Annotated in this window: 13 protein-coding genes; 2 read left to right on the forward strand and 11 right to left on the reverse strand. The window is 72.0% G+C overall.

The features are described from left to right. Window positions 1-49 precede the first annotated feature (49 nt). Entirely contained in the window at window positions 50-1603 is a 1554-nt protein-coding gene (locus tag ACFRAL_RS04315; RefSeq protein ID WP_378880108.1) for a DUF222 domain-containing protein, read from the forward strand. 179 nt (window positions 1604-1782) lie between these two features. Here ACFRAL_RS04315 and ACFRAL_RS04320 read toward each other — a convergent pair whose 3' ends face one another. From ACFRAL_RS04320 to ACFRAL_RS04370, 11 genes are all read right to left on the reverse strand, one after another. Then, window positions 1783-2823: a zinc-dependent alcohol dehydrogenase family protein gene (locus ACFRAL_RS04320; RefSeq protein WP_378880110.1), complete on the reverse strand. Its 1041-nt coding sequence runs from the start codon at window positions 2821-2823 to the stop codon at window positions 1783-1785. Window positions 2824-2864: 41 nt separating this feature from the next. Next, window positions 2865-3215 (reverse strand): cupin domain-containing protein, encoded by a 351-nt coding sequence (locus ACFRAL_RS04325; protein ID WP_378880113.1) that lies wholly within the window; start codon window positions 3213-3215, stop codon window positions 2865-2867. Then, window positions 3212-4642 (reverse strand): NAD(P)/FAD-dependent oxidoreductase, encoded by a 1431-nt coding sequence (locus ACFRAL_RS04330; protein WP_378880116.1) that lies wholly within the window; start codon window positions 4640-4642, stop codon window positions 3212-3214. Before ACFRAL_RS04330 ends, ACFRAL_RS04325 begins: the two co-directional genes overlap by 4 nt. Before the next feature lie 158 nt (window positions 4643-4800). After that, window positions 4801-5358, reverse strand: a complete 558-nt coding sequence (locus tag ACFRAL_RS04335; RefSeq protein ID WP_378880119.1) for an isochorismatase family protein — start codon at window positions 5356-5358, stop codon at window positions 4801-4803. A gap of 45 nt (window positions 5359-5403) precedes the next feature. After that, window positions 5404-7059 carry an amidohydrolase gene (locus ACFRAL_RS04340; RefSeq protein ID WP_378880122.1) on the reverse strand — a complete coding sequence of 552 codons (1656 nt, stop codon included), beginning with the start codon at window positions 7057-7059 and terminating at the stop codon, window positions 5404-5406. A 20-nt stretch (window positions 7060-7079) separates the two neighbouring features. Next, a complete protein-coding gene (locus tag ACFRAL_RS04345) occupies window positions 7080-8009 on the reverse strand; it encodes an ABC transporter permease (protein ID WP_336393608.1) in 930 nt (309 codons plus the stop codon). Next, window positions 8006-8950 (reverse strand): ABC transporter permease, encoded by a 945-nt coding sequence (locus ACFRAL_RS04350; RefSeq protein WP_378880126.1) that lies wholly within the window; start codon window positions 8948-8950, stop codon window positions 8006-8008. Before ACFRAL_RS04350 ends, ACFRAL_RS04345 begins: the two co-directional genes overlap by 4 nt. Continuing rightward, window positions 8943-10127, reverse strand: a complete 1185-nt coding sequence (locus tag ACFRAL_RS04355) for an extracellular solute-binding protein (RefSeq protein WP_336393606.1) — start codon at window positions 10125-10127, stop codon at window positions 8943-8945. Before ACFRAL_RS04355 ends, ACFRAL_RS04350 begins: the two co-directional genes overlap by 8 nt. Before the next feature lie 84 nt (window positions 10128-10211). After that, window positions 10212-11408, reverse strand: a complete 1197-nt coding sequence (locus ACFRAL_RS04360) for an ABC transporter ATP-binding protein (protein ID WP_336395006.1) — start codon at window positions 11406-11408, stop codon at window positions 10212-10214. 285 nt (window positions 11409-11693) lie between these two features. Beyond that, on the reverse strand, window positions 11694-12482 hold the full coding sequence (locus tag ACFRAL_RS04365) for a DNA-formamidopyrimidine glycosylase family protein (RefSeq protein ID WP_378880129.1): 789 nt from the start codon (window positions 12480-12482) through the stop codon (window positions 11694-11696). A 38-nt stretch (window positions 12483-12520) separates the two neighbouring features. After that, the gene (locus ACFRAL_RS04370) at window positions 12521-17335 is read right to left on the reverse strand and encodes an ATP-dependent helicase (protein WP_378880132.1); all 4815 of its coding nucleotides are present in this window, start codon (window positions 17333-17335) and stop codon (window positions 12521-12523) included. 118 nt (window positions 17336-17453) lie between these two features. Here ACFRAL_RS04370 and ACFRAL_RS04375 point away from each other — a divergent pair, with 118 nt between their 5' ends. Beyond that, the gene (locus tag ACFRAL_RS04375) at window positions 17454-17930 is read left to right on the forward strand and encodes a hypothetical protein (RefSeq protein WP_378880135.1); all 477 of its coding nucleotides are present in this window, start codon (window positions 17454-17456) and stop codon (window positions 17928-17930) included. Window positions 17931-18089 lie beyond the last annotated feature (159 nt).

Here is an 18089-nt window from a genome sequence, read left to right on the forward strand (position 1 = left end):
CCCACGGAGTGCCGTGCGCGATGTCGGACGTGGTCGCCATACTGAAGTCATGACATTCATCGAACATATATGCGAAGCTGTCGACCTGCTTCGCGTGTTCGGGGAGTTGGATGTCGAGGCGGGTGAGCTTCCCGCGTCTGCGTCGCGGCTGAGCGATGGATCTGTGCGCGAGCTGCTCGCCGAGACGAGCGGACTCGCGAAGCAGATCGCCGCATTGCAGGCCGTGCTCGCAGGGGTCGCATCGGCGCGCTCTGCTCGCGACCGCGGCCACACCGGCTTCACGCAGCAGACCGGGCACCGCAATGCCGTCGAACTCCTGCGCGACCTGACCGGTGCGACGCGCGGCGAGGCGACGCGGGCGGTGAAGGTCGGCGAAGCGCTACTCGACGGCCTCGGGAGTGACGACGGCGTCGACTCTGGGCTGGACACGGATGCGACCGGGGGCAAGGAAACGCCCGTGATTTCGCCCCTCTGGCATGAGCCGCTGCGCGAAGCCGTGCTGGCAGGCCTGATCACGACGGCCCAGCATCACGCCATCCGCAGCGGACTCGGCGAGCCGCCGGTCATCGATGGACGCGAACCGGATGCCGTGATCGCGGCGTGGCGCGCGGCGGCGGGGGAGCTGGTCGCAGACGCCGAGACGTGCACTGTCGATGACCTCTCGGCTCGCGCCCGCGCGCTGAAAGACATGCTCGACCCGGCGGGAGCCGAAGAGAGGTTCGCCGCGCGATTCAGCCAGCGTGGGCTTCGATGGACCACTGGCGCAGACGGGCTGCCGCGGGCGATCATCACCTTCGACGACGAGATGGGTGCCTGGGTTCGCGGCCTGCTCGATGCGGGACTCGCCCCTCGACGTGGCGGCCCACGGTTCGTCGCCGAGGATGAGAGAGCGGCGGCGGAAGACCTCGTGCGCGATCCACGCACCAACGAGCAGCTCGCCTATGACCTGCTCGTGGACGTCCTTCGCGCGGGCGCGCTCGCCGACGCCGTCGACGTGTACGGCACGAAAGAGGCGGGTGTGCGGCTGGTCACGATGACGGATGCCGTAACCGGCGAGCTCGTGCGGCGAGATGTATTCGGCCGTCTCGTGACCACGGCGCACTCCGACGACGGCACCGTCACGCTTCCGGGGTCGGCTCTGGAGCGCGCGATCTGTGCGACGGGCACTGTCGAGGTCACGATCGACACGTCAGGCAATCCGCTTGATGCCGGCCGTGAGAGTCGCCTCTTCACGGCGAAGCAACGACTGGCGCTGGGGATCAGAGATGGTGGATGTCTCTGGCCAGGCTGCGATCGCCCACCCGCATACTGCGAGGCGCATCATTGCGAACGGTGGTCGGACGGTGGCCGTACGGATTGCAGTGTCGGCGTCCTGCTCTGTCGATTCCACCATCTTCACCTCCACAACCGCGGGTGGCGGATCAGCGGCGATGGCGGCAGCGCCTTCATGCTTCATCCGCCGCCGAACGTCGATGACAAGCCGATCCGGCTGCGCTCCAAGTCTCCGTTGCGGTGGCTCTGGGATCCACCGCCCGGTCGAACAGGATGGCGTACCCCGCCCGCCTCGCCTGCGCAGGAACCGGTCTTCCGGCGCAGCGCCTGAGCCGGGTTCGGCATCGACCCTCACGTGCTGGACACCTGCGTGCGCACGCCCGTTCCACCGGTGGGCGATCACGCCGGCCTTGCGGCGCACACCACCCGAGCTTGCCGCGCACCCCACCCGAGCTTGCCGCGCACCTCACCCGAGCTTGCCGCGCACCCCACCCGAGCGTGCGGCGTGCCTCACACGCGGTGCGGGTCGATCATCGTCATGCCGGCGGGCGTGGCGTGGTCGAAGCCGGGCAGCATCCGGGCCGCCTCGTCGAGGTCGATGACGCGCTCGATGAGGCGCTCGGGGTCGAGGGCACCGCTCTCGATCAGCGCGAGCATGCCGGGGTAGTCGGCGGCGGCCATGCCGTGGCTGCCGAGGACGTCGAGCTCCCACGCGATCACGCGCGCCATCGGCACGCGCGGATGCCCTTCGACCGGAGGCAACAGCCCGATCTGCACGTGCCGGCCGCGGCGGCGGAGGCTGTGGATGCCGTCGGCACAGGTCTGCTCGCTGCCGACCGCGTCGACCGACACATGCACGCCACCTCCGGTGAGCTCGTGGACGGCGGCGGGGACGTCCCGGCCATCGGCTACGAGCACACGATCGGCGCCGAGCGACCGAGCCACGTCGAGCGCAGCCGGGTTCCGGTCGACCGCGACCACGCGCGCCCCGAGCGCCTTCGCGATCATCACCGCGCTCAGTCCGACGCCGCCGGCCCCGACGACCGCGACCCACTCGCCGCGCGCGAGACGCGCACGACCGACAAGTCCGCGGTATGCCGTGGCGAAGCGGCAGCCGAGGCTCGCGGCCGCCTCGAAGCTGACGGACTCGGGGATCGCGACGAGGTTCATGTCGGCCGCGTGCAGGGCGACGTACTCGGCGAACGAACCCCGGTGTGTGAAACCGGGCTGCTGCTGATCCGGGCACACCTGTGCCTCGCCGTTCAGACACCACTCGCAGCGCCCGCACCCGCACACGAACGGCACGGTCACGCGGTCGCCGACCGCCCACTTCTCGACGCCTGCGCCGACCTCGGCGACCACTCCGGCGAGCTCATGCCCGGGCACGTGCGGCAGGGCGACCTCGTCGTGCCCCGCCCAGGCGTGCCAGTCGCTGCGGCAGAGGCCGGTCGCGTGGACGCGCACCACGACCCCGCCGTCCGGCGCGCTCGGAACCGGGATGTCCCGGACCTCGGGCATCACACCGATGGCGTCGTACACGACAGCTCGCACCGCGACATCCTCTCATCCGGTTCGCGCCACGACCGACGGGATCAGCCCGCGAGGTACACCTTCCGCAGCGTCTCGCGCACCGTCCACACCGTGCGCATCCCCGCGGTGAGCCGCACGACCGATCCAGGCCGCAGCTCGATCGGCTCGAGAACCGGGTCGTCGAACGACACAGTGGCGGCGCCCGCCAGCACGACGAACACCTCGTCCGCCTCGACATCCGTGGACGTGCCCGGCGTGTGCTCCCACACCCCGATCGCCTCGGTCAGTTCGACGAGGCCGGCGGCCGGCGCGCCCGCCACGACCAGCTCGGCAGGCAGCGGTTCGAGGGGGAGCGTCAGGGCGACGGCATCCGTCACCGTCCCGGGCTCGAGGCCGTCGAACGGCGACGTCACGAGTCGAACCCCAGTCCCAGCGCGTCCAGCGTCTTCAGCAGCAGGTTGCGCCTGCCCCCGTTGTGGTCGGCGCGGTCGAGGGACCAGCGGGTGGCGTTGATGCCGATCGACGCGGCGGGCTCCGGCGGAAACGGGAGCGGGCGCTTGCGCACCATCTCGAGCTCGGTGCGCTCGTTCGACACCCCGTCGAGCAGGTCGAGCATCACCTCTCCGGCGAACCGGGTGGAGCCGACGCCGAGTCCGGTGAAGCCCGCGGCGTAGGCGACGCGGCGGTCGCGCGCGGTGCCGAAGAACGCCGTGAACTGCGTCGACGTGTCGATCGCGCCGGCCCACTGATGGGTGAAGCGCAGGCCCTCGAGCTGCGGGAAGGTCGTGAAGAAGTGGCTCGCGAGCTTCTGCCAGGTCTCGGGCCGGTGCTCGTAGGCGGGGTCGACCCGGCGGCCGTAGCGGTAGATCGCGTCGTAGCCGCCGAACAGGATGCGGTTGTCCTTGCTGAGCCGGTAGTAGTGGAACTGATTGGCCAGGTCGCCGATCCCCTGGCGGTCCTGCCAGCCGACCGAGGCGAGCTGCGCGTCGGTGAGCGGCTCCGTCATCAGCACATAGTCGTAGACGGGCACGGTCATCAGGCGGTTGCGCTTGATGACCGACGGGAAGACGTTGGTGCCGAGTGCGGCGCGGGATGCCTCCACCCGGCCGCCCTCCGTCACCGCGACGACGCCGGGTCCGCTCGTGTCCAGCCCGGTGACGCGCGTCCGCTCGAAGATCTCGACGCCGCGCTCCTCGCACACGCGCGCGAGCTCCGCGGCCATCCGGGCGGGGTGGACCATGCCGCAGGTGTTCCGCTCCCACACCGCGGCGAGGTAGGTCGGGGAGTGGACGGCCGCCTGCGCCTCGGACCGGTCGAGGAAGACCACGCCCTCCTCGCCCTCGGCGGCCCACTCCTCGAGCCACTCGACCTGGTGCGGCTCGACCGCGGGCGCGAGCTGCCCGGTGCGCTCGAACTGGAAGTCCATCCCGTACCGGGACTCGGACGCCTCGATCGCGGCGAGGTTCTCCCGCCCGAGGCGCTCGAGCGTCGGCATCTCGCGCGGCCACCGGGCCATGCCGTTCTCGCGGCCGTGCGTGAGGCTCGCCTCGCAGAACCCGCCGTTGCGCCCCGAGGCGGCCCACCCCACCCGCTGCGCCTCGAGGACGACCACTCTCGCATCGGGTTCGCGCTCGGTGGCCAGCAGCGCCGTCCACAGGCCGGTGTATCCGCCGCCGACCACCACGAGGTCGGCCCCCGTCGTCCCGGCCAGCGACGGTCGGTCGGGAGTGAGGCTCTGCGGGAGGTCGTCGCGCCAGAACACCGCGTGCTTCGCCTGGGCGAGGGAGTGCTGGACGACGGATGCCGCCGGCCGCTGTCGTTCGAAGACGGTGGTGCCCACGGGGATCAACTCCGATGCATGAGAGGTGCTCCCATCCTGGCCGCTCGCCGTCACGCGAGGCGGCGGGCGGTGTCGGGAGTTGCCGCCGCGGTCGGACAGGTTGTGTCGGACCGCCCGCTGATCGGTGCGGGGCGCCCGGTCGTCCCGGACCCGCGAGGTCAGCGAGCGGCGAGCTCGCCGACGAGCGCGTCCACCGTGCGGACGCGGGCGTACGTCCCGTCCAGCGCGGCCATGAACGCCACGTGCACCTGCTCGCCCGGCACGGTGCGACCGTCGTATGCGAGGTCGGGCGCCGCGCACGCGTCCTCCGCCACCGCGACGGAGAAGCCCAGATCGGATGCCGCGCGCACGGTGGCATCCACGCACATGCTCGACATCATCCCGGCCACCACGACCTCGTCCGCGGCAGCCGCGCGCAGCAGCGCCTCCAGGCCGGTGCGGAGGAAGGCGTTCGGCTCGTGCTTGACGACCACGTGCTCCTCGCCGTCCGGCGCCACCCGCCGGTCGAACTCCACGCCCGGTGTGCCCGGTGCGAAGAAGGAGGCATCCGCGTCGTCCGACACGTGCTGCACGTGCACCACCCGCTCACCCGTGGTGCGGAAGACGGCGAGGAGCCGGGCGGCGGCGTCGGCGGCGGCATCCGCGCCCACGAGAGGGTGCCGGCCACTGGGGAAGTAGTCGCGCTGGATGTCGATGAGGAGCAGGAGTCGGGTCACCGCAACAGCATAGAAGTCGGCGACCGCCGAACCGGCGACCGGGGATCAGGCGTCGGGAGCGGCGAAGACGCGCTCGCCCTCGACGAAGGTCTGCAGCGCATGCGTCGCGCCGATCTCCTCCGCGGGCCCGGCGAACGGATCGCGGTCGAGCACGACGAGGTCGGCGAGCTTGCCGACCTCGATGGTGCCCGTGACGTCGTCGAGGTGGTTCACCCACGCCGAGCCGGCGGTGTAGGCGGTCAGCGACGTCGCCAGGTCGATCGCCTGCTCGGGGAGGAACGCGTCGTACTCGCCCTCCTCATGGCCGGGGGCGGCCGTGCGGTTCACCGCGGTGTGGATGGCCGCCATGGGGTCGGGTGTCGAGACCGACCAGTCGCTGCCGGCGGCGAGCACCGCTCCCGCGCGCAGCAGATCGCCGAACGGGTACTGCCACGCGCTTCGCGGCTCGCCCAGGAACGGCAGGGTCAGCTCGACCATCTGCGGCTCGTACGTCGCCCACAGCGACTGCATGTTGGCGGCCACGCCCAGCTCGCGGAAGCGGGGGACGTCCTCGGGGTGCACCACCTGGATGTGGGCGATGTGATGACGGTTGTCGCTCCGGCCGTTGAGCGCGATCGCGCGCTCGACCGCGTCGAGGCACTCGCGCACCGCGCGGTCGCCGATCGCGTGGAAGTGCACCTGGAAGCCCTCGGCGTCGAGGATCGGCACCGCCTCGGCGAGCACGGCCGGGTCGACGAACGAGATGCCGGAGTTGTCTGTGAAGTGACCATGGCCGTCGCAGTAGGGCTCGAGCATCGCCGCGGTGAAGTTCTCTGCGACGCCGTCCTGCATCACCTTGACCGAGGTCGCCGCGAACCGGCCGGCGCGGTAGCGGTCGCGGCGCTCGAGGATCGACGGGATCTGCTCGAGGCCCTGCGTGCGGTCCCACCAGATGGCGCCGACGACCCGCGCGGTCAGGGTGCCGTCTGCGGCGGCCCGGAGGTAGGCGGGGCCCGGGTCGCCGGCGTCGCCGTACGACCCGACGATGGCGTCCTGCCATGCGGTGATGCCGAACGAGTGCAGGTACCGCTGGCCGAGGAGGAGGGCGTCGGTGAGCCGCTCGAGGGGCTCCTCGGGCAGCAGGCGGTTGACCAGGGCCATGGCCCCCTCGTGCAGCGTTCCGGACGGCGTGCCGTCCGCGTCCCGCTCGATGCGGCCGTCGGCCGGGTCGGGGGTCTCGCGGTCGATGCCGGCCAGGCGCAGCGCGGCCGAGTTCACCCACGCGCCGTGCCCGTCGCGGTTGGGGAAGAACGCGGGGCGCTCGCCGGTCACCGCATCGAGGGCGGCGGCCGTGGGGGTGCCGCCGGGGAAGGCCGACATCTGCCAGCCGCCCCCGAGGATCCACTCGTCGGACGCATGGTCGGCGACGTAGCCGGCGATGGCCTCCAGGTACTCGGCGGCGGTGCCGAGCTCCGACAGATCGCAGCGCAGCATGTCGAGGCCGCCCCACACGGGGTGGACGTGCGCGTCCTGGAACCCGGGGATCAGCATCCGCCCCCGCAGATCCACGAGCTCCGTCGACGGCCCGACGAGCTCGCGCACGTCGTCGCCGCCGACCGCCACGATGCGGCCGGCCCTCACCGCGACAGCGCTCGCGCGGGAGCGCACGGTGTTCGCCGTGAAGACGGGTCCGCCGGTGAAGACGAGGTCGGCGTGGGCCACGGAAGGTCTCCTTCTGAAGGTCAGCCGCCCGTCATGGTGCGGGCGATCTGCGTGGCAGAGTCGCCCGCCCGCTTGAGCACCAGCGCGACGAGCGCGAGGGCCACGAGCGTCAGCAGCAGCATGATCGTCGAGACGGCGGCGATCTCGGGGCGCAGGCCCGACCTCACCGCGCTCAGCACGTACACCGGCCACGGGGTGGTGCCCGAGACCTGCACGAAGGCGGCGACGATCGTGTTGTCCAGGCTCAGCGTGAAGGCCAGCAGGAAGCCGGCGAGCACCGCCGGCATGGCCAGCGCCAGCGTCACCCTGCGGAACGTCGTGAACGGCTTCGCGTACAGATCGGCGGATGCCTCCTCGAGGTGGGAGTCCTGGCCCACCAGGCGCGCCCGCACGATGTACGAGACCACGGCCGTGGCGAACAGCGACGAGCCCACCGAGAGGCGCACGATGCCGTCGTTGAACATCGAGAGGCCGAGGTCCTGGCCGAGGAACACCAGCCAGGGCAGCAGCGCCACGGCGTCGACGATCTCGGGGGTCACCGACACCAGCAGGAGCAGGCCCAGGAACCACCACACCCACTTGCCGGGGTGGCGGGCCATGGCGATGCCGGCGAGGGTGCCGAGCACCGTCGCGATGACGGCGGCGATGAAGGCGGTGATGAGCGAGACCCGCACCGCGCTCTGGATCGCGGGCTTGGCCAGGATCGTGCCGAAGGCGTCGAACCCGAAGCCGTCCCACGACACGAGCAGACGGCCGGTGTTGAAGGAGTAGACGACGATCACGATGATCGGCAGGAACAGGAAGAGCATCACCAGGACGCCCCACACGGTGAAGGCGATGTCCGACCACGATCGGCGTGCGCGGCGCCGCGGCGCCGCCGCCGTGCGGGTGTCGCGCTGCTGCGCCTGCAGGATCGTCTCGGTCGCGGTCATCGTCTCGGGGGGAGTCATGTCGTCACCTCCACGGTCGCCGCGGGCGCGGCATCCGTCGTCGCCGTCTCGGACACGGGACCCAGCACCAGCCGGTCGCGGCTGCGGAAGGGCAGCGCGATGAGCCAGATGAGCACGGCGGCGACGCCGATGGTCAGCATGATCACGAGCATCAGCAGCACGGCCATCGCCGAGCCGAGCGCCCAGTTCTGTGCGGTCTGGAACTGGCTCGCGACGAGCTGCCCGACCATGTTGCCCTTGGCGCCGCCGAGCACGGTCGCGGTGATGTAGTCGCCCATCAGGGGGATGAACACCAGCAGCACGCCGGCGACGATGCCGGGCTGCGAGAGCGGCAGCGTCACGCGGAAGAAGGTGGTCACCTTGCCGGCGCCGAGGTCCTTGGAGGCCTCGCGCAGCGCCGGGCCGACGCGGTCGAACGCGACGAACAGCGGCAGGATCATCAGCGGCAGGTAGTTGTAGACGACGCCGATGACGACGGCCGTGCGGGTGTAGAGCAGCTCCAGCGGGCCGTCGAGCACGCCGATGCCCTGCAGCAGCGACGAGAGCCAGCCTTCCGGCGCGAGGATCACCTGCCACCCGATGGTGCGCACGAGGAAGTTCGTCCAGAACGGCACGAGCACGAGCGCGATGAGGATGCCGCGGCGCTGCGGCTTGACCTTGAACGCCATCCAGTACGCCACCGGCGCTCCGATGAGGAAGCAGAGCACGGTGCCGATGACGCCGACCCACAGCGTGTTCGCGAACGTCGCGAAGAAGGTCGGCGACACCGCCTCGACGTACCGGTCGAACGACAGGATGTCGTTGGCGTGGGTGCCGAAGACGCCCGGCTTGTACCCGAAGCTGAACCACACCACCATCGCGACCGGCGCGACGAAGAAGAGCAGGAGCCACGCCCACGCCGGAACGGCGAGCGCGGCCCCTGCGGAGCGGTTCTCACGCACCTGCTGCGGCCTTCATCTCGTTGTAGATCTCGACCCGCGTGGTCTGCGAGTCGTTGAGCTCCTGCTCGTGCATCGTCTCGAGCTGCTCGGGGGTGAAGAAGATCATGTCGGCCAGCTCCAGGCCGCCCTCCGTGGCCGCGGCCTCCATGTCCTTGCCGCCGACGTTGTAGCCGATGTAGTCCAGGTTCAGCGCGAGGTTCTCGGGTGTCATGGAGAAGTCGATGAACGCGTGGGCGGCCTCGGGGTGCGGGGCGCCGGCGGCGATGGCCCAGTTGTCCATCCACAGCTCCGTCTGCGGGCCGGGGAGCACCCACTGCCAGCGCTCGGGCTCGCTGGACTCGAGCAGGCCGAGACGGGCGTCGCCGTTCCACGCCTGCATGAGGACCTGCGTGCCCTGGGGGATCGCGTTGGTGCCCGGGTAGGAGTCGAACGCCGAGATGTGCGGCGCGATCTGCTCGACGAGGAACTGGCGGCAGGCCTCGAGCTCCTCGGGGTCGTCGGTGTTCCAGTCCATGTCGTTGGCCCAGAAGTAGGCGCCGATGATGCCGGCGGGGTCGTCCGACATCGCGGTCTTGCCGCTCGCCTCGTTCTGCGCGGCGTCGAAGAAGTCCCCCCAGGTGCTGAGCTCGCGGGTGATGACCGTCTTGTCGTACACGAATCCGGTGGTGCCCCACGCCTTGCAGACCGAGTAGTCGTTCTCCGGGTCCCATGCACGACCGAGGAACGCGGGGTCCATGTTCGACATGTTGGGCAGCAGGTCCTTGTTGAACTTGGTCAGCAGCTCGTTCTCGATCATCTGTGGGATGAAGACGCCGGTGGGCACGACGATGTCGTAGCCGGAGGTCCCCTTGGCGGCGACGAGCTTGGCGATGAGCTCCTCGTTCGAGGAGTAGGAGTCGAGCGTGACCTTGGGTCCCAGCTGGTCCGTGAAGGCGGCGATGACGTCGGGCGAGTCGTAGTCGCCCCACGTGTAGATGGAGAGGCTGTCCTCGAGGTCGCCGCCGGTCGCCTGCGGGGCGGGGGAGCCGCCGCCGCCGGGCGAGCAGGCGGCGAGCACGGTGGCGCCGCCGGCGAGGGCGGCCAGGCTCAGGAAGCGCCGGCGCGACAGCTCGCGGACGATCGAGGGTGCGGATCCTTCGGGAGCGAGGATGCGCAGCGGGTTCCGGGGCTGGGTCACGATGACTCCTGGTTCGGGTCGGATGTGGGAAGAGCGGATGCCGCGGCGGCGGCCGGCTCGTCGGGCACGGGTTTCGGGTGTGGATCAGACGGTCGGGGGTGCGATGTAGCCGCCCTGCTCGGCGGCGCCGTCATCGGCGGCGGGGAACAGCAGCACGTGGTGGGCTGCCCACGTGCAGACCACCCGGTCGCCGACGGCGAGAGGCGGCGCGTCGGGCGTCGGGCGTCGGACGATGAGGCTCTGGTCGGCGCCGAGCTGCACGAGGTACTGCATCGTGTCGCCGAGGTGCGAGACGCCGATGAGCTCGCCGCGCGAGGTGTTCGCGTCGGAGAGGCCCGCGCCCGGCTCCGCGGCAGACGCGTCGCGCTCGATGCGGATGTACTCCGGGCGGACGGCCGCCTCACCCAGATTGGTCGTCGTGAGCACGGGGGAGGCCGCCCGCACGAGCGCGTGCGGGGAGGAGATCGCGGCGCCGGCCTCGGCGGTGGGACCCCGGAAGAAGTTCTGCTGCCCCACGAACGCGGCGACATAGGCGGACGCGGGGCGGGCGTACACCGTGTCGGCGTCGGCCAGCTGCTCGATGCGACCCGACCGCATGATGGCGATGCGGTCGCTCATCGAGAGCGCCTCGCCCTGGTCGTGCGTCACGAAGATGAAGGTGATGCCCAGCCGCGACTGCAGGAGCTTGAGCTCGAGCTGCATCTCCTCGCGCAGCTGCCGGTCCAGCGCACCGAGGGGCTCGTCGAGGAGCAGCACCGCGGGCCGGTTCACGAGGGCGCGCGCCAGGGCGATGCGCTGCTGCTGGCCGCCGGAGAGCTGCGCCGGCTTGCGGTCGCCGAAGCGCCGCATCTGCACCAGGTCGAGGGCCTGCGTGACCCGCTCGCGCACCTCGGACTTCGGCGTGCGCCGCTGCTGGAGTCCGTATGCGACGTTCTCGGCGACCGACAGGTGCGGGAACAGCGCGTAGGCCTGGAACACCGTGTTGACGTCGCGACGGTACGGCGGGACGCCGCGCACGGGGCGTCCGGAGATGCGGATGTCGCCGGCATCCGGCTGCTCGAATCCTGCGATCATGCGCAGGGTCGTCGTCTTGCCGCAGCCCGACGGGCCCAGCAGCGAGATGAACTCGCCCGGCTGCACCGTGAGCGAGAGGTCGTCGACGGCGATCTGGTCGCCGTAGTACTTCGTCACTCCCGAGAGGACGACGGCGCCGCGGGCGGCCTCGCTGTCGGTGGGAACCTGCTCCGCCGGATTCGCCGCGGTCGCCGTGCCTGTGGACATCGTCACCTCGTGAGGTCCTTCTGATCATCGGGTCGCGCGACGTTGCGCGACCCCTATCGGGTGTGTCACGTATTCAATATCGAGCGGTGCCCCCCTGCAATGCGCCCGAGAGCGAACCAGACGATCCGAGGCGTCCCATGGCCCGCGCCTGACAGATCGTCCGGAGTTGTGTAACGGGCAGGCGACCGCGGCGTTTCAACGGCTCGACGTCGAGTGTGTCCGCGTCGGTGGCCGTCGGGCGACAGTTCGTCCGTCGCGCATCGTGATGAAAGCGTGGCCGTGCGGTCAGCGCTGACAGGTCGGGCACCAGAACACGATGCGCTCGCGGGTCGGGTCGGCGCCGAGACTGCCGCCGCGGATCAGCGTCCCGCAGCGCCGGCACGGGCGGCCTTCGCGACGGTACACCCACGTGGAGCGGCCGGGTCGCGCGTCGCCCGTGAAGGTGCGCCCCGAGCGGTCGCGGTTCGCGCGGATCATGCGTGCCCCGAGGTCCACCGCGGCGGCGGTGTCGGTCTGGTTCGCGGGGGTGGTGGGCAGGATGCCGCGCACGAAGAGGATCTCGTTGGCGTACTCGTTCCCGAAGCCGGCCACATTGCGCTGGTCCTGGATGGCGACGTGGATGGGGCGTGTGTCGGCCGCGAGCCGTCTCGCCGCCTCTGCGGGGTCCCATGCGTCCGAGAGGGGGTCGGGCCCGAGGTAGCCGACGAGCGCGTCCTCCTCGGCGGTCGGAACGAGCGTGATGTCGGCGAGGTCGAACCCTACCGTCTCCCACTCCGCCCCGTCGGGCGCGGTCGCGCCGATGACGGCCCGGGCCCGGAACCCCGCGGCGTGCCAGCGCTCGCCGCGCCGGTAGACGTGCCATTCGCCCTCCATCTTGAGATGCGTGTGGAGGGTCCACGTTCCGATGCGGTGCAGCAGGTGCTTGCCGCGCGCGACGACGTCGTGCACGACCTCGCCGCGCAGGTCCGCCGTCGCCGCCTGCGGCACGCGAAGCTCGAAGCGCGTCACGGTCGCGCCCGCGAGCGCCGCGTTCAGCCGGCGCGCCGCACGGAACACGGTGTCGCCCTCAGGCACGGCACCTCCTGCCCGGCACCGGGCGCCGGCGCGGCGCGTCAGGCACGCGCGCCCTCGCGGAGCACGTCCACGGCAGTCAGGCGGCGCAGCGTGAGACCACGCGGGGACTCGACGAATCCCGCCTCCCGCAGCGCCCGTCCGACGCCGGTGCCGTAGACGAACGCCCCGTTGACCTGCTCGACGGTGAGGGTGTCGAGCCGGCGCGCGCGCGACGTCGCGGCCAGGTCCCGGGCAGCGGCTGTGAGCACGGACTCGTCCGCGGTGAACGCCAGCGCCGATTTGCCGCCCCGCTCGAGGTACAGCGCGAGCTCGCCATCGACGAGCACCACGAGCGCGCCGGCCTTGCGGCCCGGCCGGTGTCCGACGCCCTCGAGACCAGGCCAGCCCAGCGCCGCGCCGTAGGGGTTCGCGGGGTCGGTGGCGGCGAGGGTGACGGTGCGAAGCGGCGGTGGATCGGAGAGGCCGGCGAACTCGCGCAGCCGGTCGACCGTCGCGGAAGCCGCGAACTGGGCGGCGCCGAGCTTCTCGATCACGTACCCGCGGCGACAGTGTCCGGCCTCCTCGAAGCCGGCGAGCACGCGGTAGACCTGCGCGAAGCCGCCGGGGACGCCTTCGGACTGGACGGCGCCGCGCGTCACCACGCCGTACCGGTCGAGGAGCAGGCTCGCCGTCGCCGTCGCCCGCAGCGCCGCATCGGGCTCCGCCTCGGGCAGCAGCGACCACCGGCCGCCGATGGCGGGCGGGCGCGCGGGCACGGAGGACGCCACGGTGCGCAACGCTGCGCCACGGTACAGGCGGGCGCGCGGAGCCCGCCGGCTCACGCGGTGCGCCTGCGAGCCGCCCGACACGAGCGAGCGCACCGGCGCGAAGGTGTCGTTCGTGACGCGCCCGGACCAGGTCAGCCGCCACAGCGCCTCGACGACGGACTGCTCGTTCTCCGCGCCCGTGGTCTGCTTCAGCTGCGACGCGAAGTAGGCGCCCCCGCTCGAGAGCGCCGCGAGGAGCTGGGCATCGAGCGAGCCCGGAGCGGGCTCGTCCGCCCCGTCGGGAAGCGTCAGCGTCAGCGGCACGGCATCCGCTGGATGCAGCGCGATCCAGCCGTCCCTGCCCGGCAGGCTGCCGTGACCCGACCACACCACCTCACCGGTCGCCGTCAGCTCGTCGAGCATCCCCGGCGTGTAGTCCGCCACGCGTGCGGGGAGCACCAGCGACTCCCACGCACTGGCCGGGATGGGCATACCGGCCAGCTGCTCGACGACGGCGGCGACCCCGTCGACGCCGTCGAGAGGCCGCGTCACGTGCTGCCACACCGGAAGGAACCGGGCGTACGCCTGCTGCGGCACCGGTTCGACGCTGCCGCGGATCGCCGCGAGGGACCGCATGCGCAGCCGCCGGAGCACCTCCGCATCGCACCACTCCGCCTCGTCGCCCCGCGTCGCCGAGCCGTCCCCCGAGCCGGGCGGCGGATCGGGCAGGAAGAAGCCGCTCGTCACCCGGCCCTGCGACTCGAGCCGCTGCAGGGTGTGGCGGGCTACCGCCACGCCGATGCCGAGGCGGTCGGCCGCGGCATCCGCCGTGAAGGGGCCGTGCGTGCGCGCGTAGCGGGCGATCAGGTCGCCGAGCGGATCGGCGACGGGCTCGAGGAACGCGGTGGGGATCCCGACCGGCAGGGCAGCGCCGAGGGCGTCGCGCAGGCGGCCGGCGTCCTCGATCGCGGCCACCCGGGTGATGCCGGCGATCGTCACCGGTATGGCCCGGCGCGCCGTCACGAGGGCGTCCAGGAGAGCGGATGCCTCGCCGACGGTCGCCTGCCTGTCGGCGGCTCCGTCGGCGGAGGGCTCGAGTCGCGCCGCCACCTCCGTCGCATCGAGCGGGCCGAGGATCCGCAGGAGGTCGGCGACGCCTTCCAGCCCCCGCGCCCGTCGCTCGGGATCCAGGCGCTGGGCCTCGCGTTCGAACTGCGCGATCACGTCGGGGTCGAGGAGCTCGCGCATCTCGACCTTGCCGAGCAGTTCCGACAGCAGCGCCGGATCGACCGACAGCGCCGCCGCCCGCCGCTCGGCGAGCGGAGAGTCGCCTTCGTACATGAAGGCGCCGACGTAGCCGAACAGCAGGTCGCGCGCGAACGGCGAGGGCTGGGCGGGCTCGGTCTCGATGAGGCGGATGCGGCGCTCGCCGATGCCGCGCATGAGCCGCAGCAGCGCGGGCACGTCGTAGACGTCCTGGAGCACCTCGCGCAGCGTCTCGAGGATGATCGGGAACGTCGGGTAGCGGCGGGCCACCTCGAGCAGCTGCGCGGACCGCTGCCGCTGCTGCCACAGCGGTGTGCGCTTGCCGGGGTTGCGCCGCGGCATGAGCAGCGCCCGCGCCGCGCACTCGCGGAATCGCGAGGCGAACAGCGCGGAGCCGCCGACCTCCTCGGTCACGATCTGGTCGAGCTCATCGGGGTCGAAGACGAAGAGGTCGGCGCCCGGCGGCTCGGCCGTGGCATCCGGGATCCGGGCGATGATGCCGTCGTCGCTGGCGACGGCGGAGCCGTCGACCCCGAGGCGTTCGCGGATGCGGGCGTTGACGGCCAGCGCCCACGGCGCGTGGACCTGCATGCCGTACGGGGAATGAAGGATGACGCGCCAGTCGCCGACCTCGTCGCGCCCGCGTTCCACGGTGAGCTGACGGTCGGTCGGCAGAGTGCCCGTGGCCTCGCGTTGCTCGGCGAGGTAGGCCAGCAGGTTGTCCTGTGCGTACTCGTCGAGGCCGGCGTCGCGCAGACGCGCCTCGGCCTTGTCGGGCTTGGCCGTGGAGACCTCGCGCGAGAACTTGCCGAGCGCCTCACCGAGCTCGGCGGGACGTCCGATGCCGTCGCCGTGCCAGAACGGAACCTTGCCCGGCTGGCCGAACGCGGGCACGACGTTGACGCGGTCATGGGTGATCTCGACGATGCGCCAGCTCGTCGTGCCGAGGGTGAAGACGTCGTTGACGCGCGACTCGTAGACCATCTCCTCGTCGAGCTCGCCGACGCGCGCGTTCTGGGACTCGCCCGCGATGAAGACGCCGAACAACCCGCGATCGGGGATCGTGCCGCCGCTCGTCACCGCGATGTGCTGTGCGCCCGGGCGCCCCGTCAGCACGCCCAGGTCGCGGTCCCAGACCACGCGCGGACGCAGCTCGGCGAACTCGTCGGACGGGAAGCGCCCGGCGATGAGGTCGAGCGTCGCCTCGTAAGCGGAGCGCGGGAGCGAGCGGAAGGGGGCGCTCCGCTTGAGCGTCTCGTACCAGCCCTCGACGTCGACGGGCCCGATCGCGGCGGCCGCCACGGTCTGCTGGGCGAGGATGTCGAGCGGGTTCTGCGGGATCGCGATCGCCTCGATCTGCCCCGCGAGCATGCGCTCGGTCACGATCGCGGTGTGGAGCACGTCGCCGCGGTGCTTGGGGAACAGCGCCGCGCGGCTGACCTCGCCCACCTGGTGGCCCGCGCGCCCGATGCGCTGCAGACCCGATGCGGCGCTCGGCGGCGCCTCCACCTGGATCACGAGGTCGACGGCGCCCATGTCGATGCCGAGCTCGAGGCTCGACGTGGCGACGACGCACCGCAGGATGCCGGACTTCAGCTCCTCTTCGACCTGCGCGCGCTGCTCCTTGGACACCGACCCGTGGTGGGCCTTGGCCAGCACGGGGTCGGCGCCGGCCGTCGTGCCCGCCTGCGCCATCATGGCCGCGGGAACCGACGGGTCTGGGAGGTCGAGCCCGAGACGCTCGGAGTAGATCTCATTGAGCCGGCCCGTGAGCCGTTCGGCGAGGCGCCGGGAGTTGCAGAACACGATCGTGGAGCGGTGCAGCAGGATGCGATCGACGATGGCCTCTTCGACGTGCGGCCACACCGAGCCGGTGATCTCGGTCTCACCGCCGTCCGCCGCGCGCGGGCGCCCGGACGAGCGGTCGTTGAACCAGTCCTCGTCGATCGGCTCGGCGCCGGGATCGGCGGATGCCTCGGCCGAGGCATCCGTGCCGGTCCACGCGACGGGCTCGGACTGGTAGGCGCTCGGCGGAGGCGGCGGGTTGAGCATGTCGTCGATCGGCACGACGACCCGCATGTCGAACGCCTTCGATGCGCGGGGGGCGACGATCTCCACCGGTTCGGCACCGCCGAGGAAGCGCGCCACCTCGTCGATCGGTCGCACCGTCGCCGACAGCCCGATGCGCTGCGCGGGCGGGGCATCGGGCGCGAACGAGCGACGGAGCGCGTCGAGGCGCTCGAGGCTCACCGCGAGGTGCGCGCCGCGCTTGGTGGCCGCGACCGCGTGCACCTCGTCGACGATGACGGTGTGGACGTCGCGCAGCGTCTCGCCCGCGCGGCTCGTCAGCATGAGATACAGCGACTCGGGCGTCGTGATGAGGATGTCGGGCGGCGCCTGCACGAGCTTGCGCCTGTCACCCGCCGGGGTGTCACCGGAGCGCACTCCCACGGTGACGTCGGGCACCGTGAGACCGAGCCGGCGCGCGGACTGGCCGATGCCCACGAGCGGGGAGCGGAGATTGCGCTCGACGTCCACGCCCAGCGCCTTGAGCGGCGAGATGTACAGGATCCGGGTCGCGGGGGCCGCGGCATCCGCTCGCTTCTTGCGGCCCGAGGGGGCGACGGATGAAGGTGCGGTCGCCTTGTCGTGGAAGACCCGGTCGATCGCCCACAGGAACGCCGACAGCGTCTTGCCCGAGCCGGTCGGGGCCACGACGAGCGCGTGCTTTCCGGCGGAGATCGCCGCCCAGGCGCCCTTCTGCGCGTCGGTCGGAGCCGCGAACGCGCCGCGGAACCAGTCCCGCGTGGCAGGACCGAATCGCTCCAGGACGTCGCCCATCCCTCCATCTTCGTCGCGATCTCCGACATCGGGCCAGGCGGGGACGGATGGGCGGGCCTCGCGTAAGCTCGGGTGGGTACGTGTCCCCCCGCACGCCCGCACCGCCCGAGGATCCTCCATGGAGTCGACGCCGTCGAGCAGGTCGGAATCGCCGACGCCGCTCACCCGCCGCACGAACCCCGCCCTCGCCGTCCGCTCATGGCCGGCCTCGCGCCGGGTGCGCACCTTCGGGCTCGGCGCCCTCTGCGGGGCCCTCGCCCTGTCGCTCGTGGTCGTGGTGACCTCGATCTTCGCCGCCTCCGGCGACCGGCCGCCCCTGCTGCCCGAGCCGGCCCCCGCCTCGGACGTGCGGGTCACACCCCGGCCGACGCCGAGCAGCACGCCGTCCACGCCCGCTCCGCGGCCGGAGGTGGTCGCGACCCCCGAGGCCGAGGAGCCCGCACCCGAGGAGGGGGCGACCGAGCCCGTGGTGGCGCCCGCGCCCGCGCCGTCGCCCGTGGCGACCGATCCGCCCGCGGTCGACGAGCCCGTCGAGGATGCCCCCGGGAACAGCGGCAGCGCGCCGGGCCGTACGAAACCGCCCAAGAGTCCCTGATGAGGGCAGGCTTCGCGCGAGCGGTCGACCGTTAGTCAACCGTTGTGAAAGGTGCTCGGCGGCCGTGCCCCGCCGCCGATAGAGTCGCGGCACCTGCTCGATGGAGATACCGTGCGACGTCCCCTTCCCCTCGCCTTCGCTGCGCTGGCAGTGCTTGGC

This window comes from Microbacterium sp. NPDC056736 (genome assembly GCF_042790415.1).
Lineage (GTDB): Bacteria > Actinomycetota > Actinomycetes > Actinomycetales > Microbacteriaceae > Microbacterium.